Below are 12,604 nucleotides of genomic sequence, written 5' to 3'. Positions count from 1 at the left end.
TGGTTTCTGCCCGGACAGGGAAGCTTTGGCCCCCGGCGACTTTGCCCGTGAATCGGCCCATGAATCAGCCCGTGATCCGGGCTTGCGTATGCCTTCATTCGGTTCATTGCCGCCGTCTGTCACAGGCGCCCCTTTCCTTGTTGCTCAAAACTAACGGCTTGGCGGCCTGTTTGTTCCCTTGCGCGGCGAAGTTGGCGAAGGGGCCGCGAATATGCCGGGGCTGGAACATTTGCGCCGACGCCGCGTTGAGGCGGGGAAAAAAGGAGTTTCGCCATGTCCCGTATGCCGACGCCGGTGCGGTATCCGCACCCGCCCTTCTCCAGCCCGAAACAGGAACTGCCGGGTAGCACCGCCCTGATGAACCCGCGCCCCGATCATGGCGAGGAAAGCTGGATAGGCGCGAACCGGCTGGAGGGAAGGATTGCGCTGATCACCGGCGGTGACAGCGGTATCGGGCGGGCGGTGGCGATTGCCTATGCGCGGGAGGGGGCCGATGTTGCGCTCTCATACCTGAGCGAGAGCGAGGATGCCGCCGACACTGCCCGGCTGGTGCGTGAGGCCGGGCGGCGGTGTCTGGTGCTGGAGGGTGATATCGCCGACCCGGGCTGGTGCCGCCAGATGGTGGAGCGCTGTGTCGCTGAACTGGGCGGGCTGGATATTCTGGTCAACAACGCCGCCCATCAGATGAGCTTTGATGACCTTGACGAGATCAGTGATGACGAATGGCGCAAGACATTCGCGGTCAATATTGATGCGATGTTCTATCTGACCAAGGCCGCGGTGCCGCATATGCCGCCCGGCAGCGCGATCATCAACACCACCTCGGTCAATGCCGACAAGCCGAACCCGTCGCTTCTGGCCTATGCGACCACCAAGGGCGCGATCCAGAATTTCACCGCCGGGCTGGCGCAGATGCTGGCCGAAAAGGGCATCCGCGTGAATTGCGTGGCGCCGGGGCCGGTCTGGACCCCGCTCATTCCGGCGACGCTGCCGCAGGATGCGGTGGAAAGCTTCGGGCAGAATTATCCGATGAAGCGCCCGGCGCAGCCGGTTGAGCTGGCGTCAAGCTATGTGATGCTGGCAGAGCCGATGTCGAGCTACATTTCAGGCGCGACAATTGCGGTGACCGGCGGGCAGCCCATCCTGTAATTCTGAGGCGTCGGGGGAAAGGCCAGCCGCGTGGGGTGCGCGGGCTGGCCTTATTCAACGGGGCGGCGCCGGGCGGTCTGCCGGGCTCGTATGCGGGCCGGGTTTTTTATGCAGGTGAGTCGTCCAGCAGGGCTGACAATTCTTCCAGCAGCATGGCGGTGGAAATCGGTTTGACCAGATGCGGCGCGCCGCGCAAAGCGGCGTCTGTCTCGGGCGGAACGCTGTAGCCGCTGATGATGACATAAGGAATGTTCTGTTCGCGCAGGGCGACCGCGATCGGGGCCGAGGACTGGCCGTTCAGGTTCATGTCCAGCGTCGCCGCATCCGGCCGCTGTTCTGCCAGCAGTTTCAGCGCGCGCTTTGCGTTGGGTGCCGGGCCAAGAATTTCGCAACCCTGATCTTCAAGGAACATCTGCAGATCAAGGGCGAGCAGCATCTCATCTTCGACGATGAGTATTTTGCGGCCGGCGAGGGGCGGATCAGCCGGGGTCGTCTCATTCATGCTTTATCCAATCGCGAAGCTGATCTGTGCAGTGTAACCTTCGGGGTAGGGGAAAAGTTCCACTGTGCCATCAAGCTCATAGGAACACGCCTGCTTTATCAGCCGGGTTCCGAAGCCTTCCTTGCATGTCGATTTCACCCCGGGGCCGCCCGTTTCCTTCCAGAGCAGGTGAAGGTCGCACCCGTCCTTGTCGCGCTCCAGCCACCATGTGAGGCTGAGCGCGCCATCCATTACCGAGAGGGAGCCGTATTTGGATGCGTTGGTCGCCAGTTCATGCAGGACCAGCGCCAGCCCGAGCCCCTGTTTGGGGGTCAGCAGCACTTCCGGCCCACCGATCTTCAGCTTGCGCCGCCCGTGCCCGCCATAGGCTGAAAGCGATTTTCTGGCGAGGGTCTCAAGATCGGCTGATTTCCAGTGCGTTTCAAGCAGCTGATCATGGGCGTGGCCAAGGGCCTGGATGCGGCCGACGAAACGGTCGCGGTACTGCTCGACCGTCATCTGCGACGAGCCGGGCTGGCGGGCCAGTGCCTGAACCACGGCGAGGGTGTTCTTTACGCGGTGACTAAGCTCGTCGGTAAGCAACTGGCGCTGCTTTTCGGCATCCTTGCGCTCGCTGACATCGCGGAACAGCAGGCCCACCCTGTTCCCCCTGCTTCGCCCCACCGGAAAGGCGTAGACATCGAAATACCGGCCCAGCACCTCGGAGGGCGCCTCGAACCGTTCGGGCTGCCCGGTGCTGGCGACGCGGCCGTAGCGTTTGTACCAGTGCGGTTCCAGATCCGGCACCAGTGTGCGCACCATCTGGCCTGCGGCATCGGAAAGCCCGGTCTGGCGCTCGAAGGCGCTGTTGACCCGGATGAAGCGGTAATCCACCGCAACCCCGTCCTTGAACACCATTTCAATGATGGCGAAGCCTTCATCAATGGAATCGAACAGGATCTGATAGTTGTGCTGACTTTCGCGCAAATCGCTCTCGATCCGCCGGCGCGAGGATATGTCAACGGAACTGAGCACCACGCCTTCGATCCGGTCTTCGAGCGTCCGGTAGGGCCGCAGGCGAATGAGGTACCATTTGCCATTGCGGCACCGCACCTCGGTCTCGACGGGCACCAGATCGCGCAGAACCTTGCGGGCGTCTTCTTCCAGCCCGTCATACACCAGGCGGCTGGTGACATCGGTGATGGCGCGGCCTGTGTCCATTTCCGTGATGGTGAACAGTTCTGAGATCGGCGGGGTGAACATGCGGATGCGCAGATCCGTGTCCAGAAACAATGTGCCGATATCGATGGCGGTGATCAGGGTGCGCAGATCGCTATGCGCGTTTGTCATGCTTTCCAGCTTGCTTGTCAGCCTGGCATTCGCCGCTTTCAGCGCTTCGTTCTGGGCGTGCAGGTCGTCCTTCGCGGTCGAAGGTTCTTCCGGGTTTGCGCGGTGTGCCTCCTTGACGGGGTGCAGTTGCGTGCGCGGATCAGTTGTATCGGCGGGCGCGGCGTCCGCGTCGATGAAGATTATCAGCGCCTGATCGTCCGACTGCGCCTTGCCCGCGGCCTCGCGGATCGCCCGCAGCCCGCTGGCAGTGCCGAGACCGGCACCTGTCAGCACCACCGCCTTGCCTTCGGCGCGCGCCTGTGCCGCGGAACGGAAGAATATGTCGATGGGCGCCTGTTTCCCGCGTGGAGCGGTGCGGGCGCGCGCGATGATGGTGTCGCCGGTGATGGCCAGTTCTCTGTCCGGCGGCACCACATAGACACAGTTGGGCCGCAAGCGGGGCGCGCCGTCAATCTGCTGCACCGGCATGGTCGTGGCGGCAGAGAGGCTCTCGGCGAGCGCGGCGGGATGGTCGGGTGAGAAAGAAGGCTCAGGCGCGCGTTGCAGGACCACCAGAAAGGCAACCCCCAGATCATCAGGAAGCTGCTGAAGGAGCGCGCGAAGCGCGCTAACATCGCCCTGAGAAGCACCGACGGCGCAGAGGGGGACATGCTTGTCGAGCACCGTCTGATCGGGAGAGCGAAGGTTCTTCATGCGTCTTTGAGCCCTTTCAGCCTGAGCTGTGAATCGGGTTTCACCGCAGGCGAAATCAAGACGCATCAGACCAGCCGTTCTTCCCAGTAAACCGGAACAATTTCGGGCTTAAACGGTTCCACCAAAGACGCAAATAAAATTTCTGCCTGTGCAAAACATCCTTCGCTTCCGTGGCTTTCGGAACATGAGGAGGGATTTTACACTCACCCCTCGTCTTCAGGCGGGCGCAGGTCGGCGACCTCGGCGGGGGTGATCAGGTCGGGGTAGTCATTGCCGAAATGACTGCGGACATAGTTTGTCACCGCCGCGACCTGCTCGTCCGACATCATCGTGCTGAAACCCGGCATGCCGTGATAGCCGGTCAGAATGACGCCTGCCAGGAAATGGCGGGAGTTCATCTTCGGGTTGTCCGTCAGAGGGGGATGCGCCCCCACACCGCTGTCGCCGCGCCCGTCTTCCATATGGCAAGCCTGACAGGTGGTACGATAGAGCGCCTCGCCGTCGGTATGGGTGAACTGGTCAGGATCATCAGAGAAGCGCGCGAGCAGTGTCGCAATGGCATCGCTCGCGCCCTCATCGCTACCCTCGGCCGGGGCAGGGGCCTGCTGCGCCAGCGCGCCCGGGGCCAGCAGGATCAGGGTGATGGCGGTGTAAAGGGATTGCCTGAGCATCTCACGCATTCTCCTTCTGATCCAGCCGCCTGATCGCATCCAGCGCCGACAGCAGCGACCCCTCCAGCCATGCCGGGATATGCGAGCAATGTTCGCCCGCCAGCACCAGCCGGTTGTCGATCTCGCACAGGGTTTCATAATGGGCATCGCGCAGATCATCGGTCCATTGCCCGTAGCAGCCCAGCGACCAGTCCACCCGGTGCCAGACCCATGAGGTGCCGGAGAGAAACTCGGCATCATATTGCGGGTGGATCTGGCGGCCCAGTGCGAGGGCGGCGTCAATGCGTTCCTGCGGGGTCATGGCCGACCATGAATAGGTGAAGGTGCGCCCCGCCGTTGCCGTGTCATAGGCCGCCTGCAGAACCGCCGGACCCTCGGTCAGGAAACCGTAGCTGGGATAGGCGATCTGCACCAGCGGCAGGTCGGTGTAGGTGATGCCGCCCAGAATTTCGTCATCCTGCTCCCAGAAGCGGCGGCGGAATTCCAGCGCGACCTTGAAGGCCGAGGCATAGGGCACCGCACCGATTGCCCGGCGCATCGCATCCGAGCAATCGACATCAAGCTGGACAAGCACCGACAGCGGGATGGTGCAGATGCACCAGTCGGCGCTTTCCTCACGCATCACGCCGCCGTTGGCTCCATCGGCATAGGTGACGCGCACACCGTCGTCGCTTTGCGCAATGCGGGTGACGCGGGCATTGAGCTGGATCACATCTGCCACTTCGCGCGCGAAAGCATCGGTGATCGCATCCATCCCACCCACCGGCTCGAACATCGGCGGCTCGAATGTGTAGCTGTTGAAGTTGAACAGCTGGTCCCACAGACCGGATTGCAGCAGGGGCGACAGTTCCAGCGGTTCCGAGGGTTCCTGCCCGGGCATCAGCCCGCCGCCGGGGGGGATATCCCATCCGCGCACCCCGCCCAGATCATCGCTGGCCCGGTAGCGGTAATGGCGGTCGAGCACCCCCCAGTCCTTCAGCCCCTCCAGCAGCTTTTCGCGGTCTTCAGGGGTGACGGCCTGATCGAGCGCGCCCTGATGCAGCGATTTCGCCAGCAGCTCGGACACATGGCCGCGCATGTCTTTCTCGACATGGCCGATGCGCTGCGGCTGGCCGTCAAAGGCCGTGGCGGAATGCAGGTATGCCCGGTTGTTCTTGTTGATGAAGGTCTGAATCGGCACGCCCAGCCTGCGGCAGTAATCCATCACCGCGCGGTGATGCACTGGCAGCCGCCAGGGGCCGGGGTTGAAATAGCTGTCGCCCTGAAAATCGCAGGCTATCTCATGCCCGCCCATCTCGGTGAAGCGGTCGCCGCCGCGCAGGGTCAGGCAGCGCCCGCCGTGCCGGCTCTGATATTCGAGGATCTTCACCTCATACCCGGCGCGGCGCATCTCATAGGCGGCGGCCATCCCGGCGATGCCCGCGCCCAGGACCAGCACGCGCCGCCCCTGACGGGGGCCTTGCAGCGCCACCGGGCCGGTATAGCCGGATTCCTGCGCGAACCCCATGCTGGTCATCGCCTGATACATCGCGGCCGCGCCTGCGACCTGCCCGATCATCGCCAGCAACTGCCGGCGGCTTGGGTTGAAAGGTGTTCTGGCCATGCTGTCAGCCCTCCTGCCGTTTGGGCCTGCGCCGCCGCGCCAACCACCAGAGTATCAGGGTCAGCGCCATCAGACCCACAGCCACGCCCACCCATGCCGCCACCTGAAGGGCGCGCAGCGGCGCGGGCATCTCTTCATCCGGCGCAAGGATGCGTTCCACATCTGCCGCGGTCAGCGCACTGTCCTGCCGCCCGCCAAAGGTGGCGCGGGTGTAATTGGCCAGCGTGGCGATCTGATCGGCGCTCAGTTCATCGGCAAAGCCGGGCATGGCAGGGGCGCGCGCAAGTTTGCCTGCGGGCACGCCATGCAGCAGCACCTGCAACAGATTGCCCGGCTCCGCGCGGCGCAGGGCGGCATTCTGAACCAGCGGCGGATACCAGGCCTGCGGCTGGCCCTGCCCGGTAACCCCATGGCAGGCCGCGCAATGGCTGAGGTAAAGCTGCTCCGGCTCGGCCAGATCGGTGCGCGCCAGCGCGGCGGTCATTTCTGCGCGGATCTGGCCATAGCGGTGCTCAGGTTCGGCGCGGTCATCTCCGGCGGGAATGACGGGAATGTCCTGTATGCCGGAAGTAATCGCCGGGATGGCCTTCAGATAGGCCGCCATCGCCGCAAGGTCATCCTCGTCCAGATGGCGGGTGGAGTGCTGCACGACATCCGCCATCGGCCCGGCGGCCTGCACGACATTGCCTGCATGGCCCAGCCGCAGATAGTCGATGATATCGCGCTCGGACCACGCCCCGATCCCCGTGACAGGGTCCGGTGTCAGGTTCGGGGCCAGCCAGCCATCCATCTCTTCGCCCGCCAGATAGCGGTCATCCTGCATGGCGAAAAAGTCATTGCGCGGGGTGTGGCATTCGCCGCAATGGCCCAGATGGTTGACCAGATACGCGCCGCGCTCAAGCTCGGCATCATCAAACTGCGGCAGATCGCGCTCATCCAGATACAGCCAGTTCCACGCCATCACCCCGGGGCGGATGTTGAACGGGAAGGGCAGGTCGGTTTCCTGCGGCGGGGGCGCGTTGACGGGCTGCTGATCCATCAGCCATGCATAGAGGTCGTCGATATCGGCGTCGGTCATTCCCCGGAACGAGGCATAGGGCATGGCCGGATAGAGCCTGCGGTCCGGGGCGACGCCACGGCGCAGCACACGGGCAAGATCATCGCGGCTGTAGCCGCCGATGCCATGGGATTGCGAGGGGCTGATATTGCTGGCCACGATCGTGCCCATCGGGGTTTCGACCTGATAGCCGCCGGACAGATCTTCCTGATGGCATGACATGCAGCCCGAGGCCCGCGCAACATAGGCGCCGCGCTCGATCTGCTCAAAGTGGGTGTCGGCGGTGGCCATGAATGCCGTACCGATCAGCAGCAGGGCCGCGAGCGGTGCACTGACACTTGTCTGCATCCGCAAGCCCCTCTCCGCAGGTCGTTTTGCCGTCGGCATCACGCCGCTCCCCCCTTTTCCGATGCACTCCCGCTAAAAGAACGAGGCCGCCCGGTGAGGGTTCCGGAAAAAGCGCCTGCGCAAGGCAGGTTTCTCTCGCCGCTTCAGAAAGGCGGCTTTCACCACGCCCTCCAGGGTGCGGCCCCGGTTGAGATGCCGGTCGTTCAGACCGGGTCATCATCGTCGCCGGGGCCGCAGAGTGAGAGAGCGTCCGCCCCTACCCGTCTTTCTTCTTTTCGGGCAGGTTCTTGCGCTTGGTTGCGGCGAGATCCTCCAGTTCAGCCTCGCTCATGCTGTCGTGCATCTCATGCGAGGCACCTTTCAGCTCGTCGGCATCGGTCTCGCCGCGTTTGGCGGAAAGCGCCGCTCCGGCGGCCTTCTGCTGGGCTTTGGATTTTGCAGGCATCACACGGTCTCCTACAGTTGTCACACTGTTTGCCGTCAGTGCGCTGCCGCATTGACGCTGGATTCAGCCAGTTTCGTCAGCTTGCCGTCGGTCGCCGACTCTTCGCTCAATGTCTCGCCGAAAAGCTGAGCGGCCTCTTTCATGCCCAGTTCGGTGGCCCAGCGGCGCAGGGTGCCATAGCGGGTGATCTCATAATGCTCGACTGCCTGCGCCGCCGAGATGAGCCCGGCATCCAGTGCCGGTGAGCCCTTGAAATCCTCCATGATCTCTTCGCCCTCGGCGATGATCCCTTCGATCGCATCGCAGGTCTTGCCGCGCGCGGCCTTGCCCACCAGCTCGAACACTTGCTGCAACCGCTCGATATGGGTCTCGGTTTCGTCGCGGTGATGTTCAAAGGCGGCGGCCAGCTTTTCCGACTGCGCCGCGCGCTGCATTTTCGGCAGCGCTTTCAGGATCTTGCGCTCGGCATAATAGATGTCGCGCAGGGTATCGATGAACAGGTCATCCAGGGTCTTGTCCTTGGCTGGCATGGAATCCTCCATTTGTGCGATGCCCCGTCGTGTGGTCTCGTCAAGGAGAGAGTCACGGCGGGTGTCACGGGGTGTGTCAGTCAGTGCCGACAGAACGGCCTCAGGGCCGGTTTGTTCCTCACGCCAGTCAGGGTCAGGGCGGGAAGCCGCTGATGCTTCTGCCGCCTCCTGCCGCGTCAGCCGGTCAATGCGGGTTTTCGGCAGGGCATGGGGCTGCTCATTCTGCAGATAGGCCAGCAGCGCCTCGCGGATCTCGCACCGCAGATCAAACGCCTTGCCCGCCGAAGGGGCGCTTGCCAGCACCCGGACCTCGACCTGACGCTCGGTGAAATCGGTGACCTGCAGCACGAAGACCTGCTGGTTCCACAGTTCGGAGGCATGCACCACGCGCTCAGCCTCTTGCCGCAGATCCCTGATGGAGACCTCATGATCCACATACAGCATGACCGAACCGATCAGCGTGGAATCCGTGCGTGTCCAGTTCTGAAACGGCTCATCAATGAAATAGGTCAGCGGCACCACCAACCTGCGCATGTCCCAGATCCGCACGACAACATAGGTCGCGGTGATTTCCTCGATATTGCCCCATTCGCCCTCGACAATCACCGCATCATCAATGCGGATCGGCTGGGTCAGGGCGATCTGGATACCGGCCAGCAGGTTGCGCAGCACCGATTGCAGCGCAATACCGATGATGATGCCCGCCGCCCCCGCCGAGGCCAGAAGGCTGACGCCGTACTGGCGCACCTCCTCGATGGTCATCAGCGCGGCACCAAAGCCGATTGCGACAATCAGGATCGTACCCACCCGCTGCAGGATGCGCGACTGGGTGACATGCTTGCGCGCCAGAAGATTGTCGGCCACATCCAGACGATAGCGTTTGAGGTGCAGGGTGATCCAGATATCCAGCGCCGTCTTGATAACCCAGGCGATACAGGCGATCAGGCCGATCATCAGCGCATGCTGCATGAGCGCCGCGCCGCGCCAGGAAAGCGCGGACACATTGGTGGCAACCGCCAGCGCCATGATGATCAGGGCCATCTGCACGGGGCCACGGGTGCGCGCCACCAGCTCACGCCAGAAGATATCAACCCGCTGCAATGCCTTCATCGCCGCGCGATACAGCAAAAGGCCGGCCCCCCAGGAGAGGAGCAGGGCAAGGGTGAAGACAAGGGCGGCTTCGATCTGGTTTGGCACGTTTTGCTTTGGCTGGGGTCTTTTGTGTGTAGGCGGTGGAAAATGCGGTTGTGAAAGGAACCTTCCTGCCGCGTGAAGGTTCCCGTTTTGCCTGAAGCCCGCCGAGGTGTCCCATGCCTGAGTTTGAAATAGGTGCAATCGACCTGACCATTGCGGGTCTGTATATTCTGGTTGTCATGGGGATCGGGCTCTGGCTCAGCCGGTCGCACAAGGACAGCGAGGGGTTTTTGCTGGGCGGGCGTTCGGCGCTCTGGCCGATTGTGGGGTTGTCGCTGATGTCAGCCAACCTGTCGGGCACCTCCTATGTGGGGCTGGCGGGTTCGGGCTACAGCGACGGGATCGCCGTGTGGAATTATGAATGGATGGGAACGCTGGTTCTGGTGTTCTTCGCCATCTTCATCCTGCCGTTCTACCTGCGCTCCAAGGTCAACACGATGCCGCAGTTTCTGGAGCATCGCTATGACGGCAAGGCGCGCAGCCTGTTCGCGGGCTTTTCGGTGTTTACCGCCATTTTTATCGACAGCGCGGGCGCGCTTTTCGCCGGGGCGCTGACGCTGAAGCTGCTGTTTCCGGACTATCCGCTGTGGATCTTCATTGCCTCGATCGCCTTTCTGGGCGGTGTCTATGTCATTTTCGGCGGTCTGAAGGCGGTGATGATCACCGACACGCTGCAGGGTATTTTGCTGCTGATCGTCGGCTCGGTGATCTTCACGCTGGTGTTTATCGAACTCGGCGCCTCATGGCAGGCGGTAAAGGAGGCGGCACCCGAGGGCGGCATGTCGGTCGCCAAACCCGCGGACGATGATTTCATGCCCTGGCCCGGCCTGTTTACCGGGGTGATCTGGCTGAGTTTCTATTACTGGACCACCAATCATGTGGTGGTGCAGAAGGTGCTGGCGGCCAAATCGCTCGATCACGGGCGCTGGGGGGCGCTGATGGCGGGCGGGTTGCAGGTGCCGTTCCTGTTTATCCTGATTCTGCCCGGGCTGATGGGGCGCGAGCTGTTCCCTGATCTGGAGGAAAGCGACCATATCTGGCCCGCGCTGGTGTTCGAATTCCTGCCGGTGGGCCTGCGCGGTCTGGCGCTGGCGGCGCTGATCGCGGCGCTGATGTCGACCATGGACTCGGTGCTCAACGGCAGCGCCTCGATCGCGGTCAATGATTTTGTCAAGCGCCGCTACAAGAACCTTGAAGAGGCGCGGCTGCTGCTGATCAGCCGGATGCTGGTGGGTGTGTTCATGGTCATCGCCGCGCTCTGGGCGCCGATGATCCAGAATTTCGACGGGATCGTGCAGTATTTTCAGGCGTTTCTGGGCTATATCACCATGCCGGTGGTGGTGGTGTTTCTGGGCGGCCTGTTCTGGGCCCGCCCGCCGCGCCACGCGGCCTTTCCGACCATGGCAATCGGCATTCCGGTAGGGCTGGCCAGTTTCGCACTGTTCGAGGTGATGGGGGTGATCGAGCTGCAGTTCCTCTATGGCACCGGGCTTATGCTGCTGTTGTCGCTGGGTATTTTTCTGGGCATCACCCTCAGGTCCGAGGCGCCGGAACTGGAGCAGGGCATGACCTTCAGCCGCAAGACCTGGCAGGAGGAAAGCCGCGAGATGGCAAAGAAGCGCTGGTATCAGAATACCCGTTATCTGGGGCTGGGCATTGTGCTGATCACACTGGCAACCGTCGCGCTGTTCCTCTGAGGGCGCGGGACGGGCAGGTGCTTTACCTTGCGTCCAGTGTCAGGAAATCTTCGGTTGCGCCCGGAACATTTGCCACGCGCCCCGGTTGAAGCGTTCTGAAGAGGCCTGGGGAAACGGGAAATGGCAGAGCACAAGCAAGAACGCGCGCGCCGGCGTGCGCGCAACCGGATCGCCTCGGTGAACCAGCTTGATGCGGCCACCCCCGTCGGCACTCTCCACGACAGCGCCAGCCATTCACGCGAGGACCGCGCCGGACTTTCCCGGCAACCCACCCGGTTTGCACCGGGCGTGGTTCTTTTCATTGTGGTGCTTCTGGTCGTGCTGACCGGGCTCTGGCTTGTGCTGTAAGGGGGTTTCTGCCCGGCTTCCGGCGAGGGCATTCGCCACATGCTGGGCGCGTCCTGCCGGGCCTGTCAGCGCTGCCAGGGTTTGCGCGGTGAAAGACTGGCGACAACATGATCTGAAAAGACGCGGGCGATGTCATGGCCGTCGCGCGCGCCCCCTTCTGAAAACCAGCGGCTGACGCCATTGATCGCGCCCATGAAGAAGAATACCGCCAGCTTCGGGTCGCAAGGCGCGATTTCGTCTTGCGCCATCGCCTGCCTGAGCACCTCGCGCAGCCGTGTATCGAGTTTGCGGCGACGTTCCTGAATGCGGTCGGTGTCTTCGGGAGTCATCGAATAATATTCGGTCAGCACAACGCAGGTTCCCAGCGCCGTGGTGGTCCGGGCGACATAGCCTTCAGCGAAATCCGCGATCTGCTCCAGGGGTGAGCCGCCACGGGCCTCGGCATCGTCAAGCGCGTCTTCGGCCATGCTGACGGCCATGCGGTGACATTCGTACAGGATTTCCTGTTTGCTGCGGACGTAGCGGTAGAGCATCGGCTTGGTAACCGACAGTTCGCTGGCGATTTCGTCCAGTGTTGTGCGGTGAAAGCCTTTGCGCCCAAAGGCCCGCCCGGCGGCCCGGATCAGCGACAGACGGCGGATATCGTGGCGATCCGAGCGTTCTTCGGGCGCCGCATGCCATGCGCTGGCGGGGTCGTCGCTGATCGGAGAGGCGGAGTCGGTCATGTCGGTTGCATGTTCTGTGTCGTTGAGACGAAGCGGGCAGGATGCGGCGCAAGGGCGCGTGGTCCGGGGTGGCAATCTTATCCGCTGCGCCGGGGCATGCAATCGCTACCTCGGCGGCGGCGGTTGAGGGGGTGCAAAAGCGCATTGACTCGTTGTGTGGTGCTGGTTACGGTCCGGGTGTTACTCGTCAGTAACCGCGCATCGGAGCTGCCGCATTTCATGCAGCAGGCGTCTTGGCGGGGGCATGTCGCCCCGCCAAGACGCCGGCTGCATGAAATGCGGCAGCGGCGGGCTCGTATTCACATCTGGCGCG

The 12,604-nt window shown here is 63.0% G+C and carries 11 protein-coding genes and 1 pseudogene; 3 read left to right on the top strand and 9 right to left on the bottom strand.

Going from position 1 to position 12,604, the window contains the following annotated elements; translation table 11 throughout:
• Window positions 1-273 precede the first annotated feature (273 nt).
• Window positions 274-1,149 (top strand): SDR family oxidoreductase, encoded by an 876-nt coding sequence (locus tag V7Q53_RS12225; protein ID WP_333828835.1) that lies wholly within the window; start codon window positions 274-276, stop codon window positions 1,147-1,149.
• 106 nt (window positions 1,150-1,255) lie between these two features.
• On the opposite strand, the gene V7Q53_RS12220 is transcribed toward V7Q53_RS12225, so the two are convergent.
• From V7Q53_RS12220 to V7Q53_RS12185, 8 genes and pseudogenes are all read right to left on the bottom strand, one after another.
• Window positions 1,256-1,651, bottom strand: coding sequence for a response regulator (locus tag V7Q53_RS12220; protein ID WP_333828834.1), 396 nt, complete (start codon window positions 1,649-1,651; stop codon window positions 1,256-1,258).
• 3 nt (window positions 1,652-1,654) lie between these two features.
• The gene (locus tag V7Q53_RS12215; RefSeq protein WP_333828833.1) at window positions 1,655-3,673 is read right to left on the bottom strand and encodes a chemotaxis protein CheB; all 2,019 of its coding nucleotides are present in this window, start codon (window positions 3,671-3,673) and stop codon (window positions 1,655-1,657) included.
• Window positions 3,674-3,876: 203 nt separating this feature from the next.
• Window positions 3,877-4,344, bottom strand: coding sequence for a c-type cytochrome (locus tag V7Q53_RS12210; RefSeq protein ID WP_333828832.1), 468 nt, complete (start codon window positions 4,342-4,344; stop codon window positions 3,877-3,879).
• Between the two features lies 1 nt (window position 4,345).
• Window positions 4,346-5,947 carry a flavin monoamine oxidase family protein gene (locus V7Q53_RS12205; RefSeq protein WP_333828831.1) on the bottom strand — a complete coding sequence of 534 codons (1,602 nt, stop codon included), beginning with the start codon at window positions 5,945-5,947 and terminating at the stop codon, window positions 4,346-4,348.
• 4 nt (window positions 5,948-5,951) lie between these two features.
• Window positions 5,952-7,352 carry a cytochrome c gene (locus V7Q53_RS12200; protein WP_333828830.1) on the bottom strand — a complete coding sequence of 467 codons (1,401 nt, stop codon included), beginning with the start codon at window positions 7,350-7,352 and terminating at the stop codon, window positions 5,952-5,954.
• Window positions 7,353-7,608: 256 nt separating this feature from the next.
• Complete coding sequence (locus tag V7Q53_RS12195) at window positions 7,609-7,797, bottom strand: DUF3008 family protein (protein WP_333828829.1); 189 nt, start codon at window positions 7,795-7,797, stop codon at window positions 7,609-7,611.
• A 35-nt stretch (window positions 7,798-7,832) separates the two neighbouring features.
• A complete protein-coding gene (locus tag V7Q53_RS12190) occupies window positions 7,833-8,339 on the bottom strand; it encodes a YciE/YciF ferroxidase family protein (RefSeq protein ID WP_333828861.1) in 507 nt (168 codons plus the stop codon).
• 519 nt (window positions 8,340-8,858) lie between these two features.
• Window positions 8,859-9,089, bottom strand: a pseudogene (locus V7Q53_RS12185) (mechanosensitive ion channel domain-containing protein); the annotation flags it as partial.
• 548 nt (window positions 9,090-9,637) lie between these two features.
• Here V7Q53_RS12185 and V7Q53_RS12180 point away from each other — a divergent pair.
• Together V7Q53_RS12180 and V7Q53_RS12175 are read left to right on the top strand one after the other, a co-directional pair.
• Window positions 9,638-11,218 (top strand): sodium:solute symporter family transporter, encoded by a 1,581-nt coding sequence (locus V7Q53_RS12180; protein ID WP_333828828.1) that lies wholly within the window; start codon window positions 9,638-9,640, stop codon window positions 11,216-11,218.
• Window positions 11,219-11,338: 120 nt separating this feature from the next.
• Complete coding sequence (locus tag V7Q53_RS12175) at window positions 11,339-11,566, top strand: hypothetical protein (RefSeq protein ID WP_333828827.1); 228 nt, start codon at window positions 11,339-11,341, stop codon at window positions 11,564-11,566.
• 65 nt (window positions 11,567-11,631) lie between these two features.
• On the opposite strand, the gene V7Q53_RS12170 is transcribed toward V7Q53_RS12175, so the two are convergent.
• Window positions 11,632-12,291, bottom strand: coding sequence for a TetR/AcrR family transcriptional regulator (locus tag V7Q53_RS12170; protein ID WP_333828826.1), 660 nt, complete (start codon window positions 12,289-12,291; stop codon window positions 11,632-11,634).
• Window positions 12,292-12,604 lie beyond the last annotated feature (313 nt).

The sequence above is a fragment of the Pararhodobacter sp. genome (assembly GCF_036802785.1).
Classification (GTDB): domain Bacteria; phylum Pseudomonadota; class Alphaproteobacteria; order Rhodobacterales; family Rhodobacteraceae; genus Pararhodobacter.
Note: the sequence above shows the minus strand (reverse complement) of the source record. Positions and strands in the feature narration are given on the sequence as shown.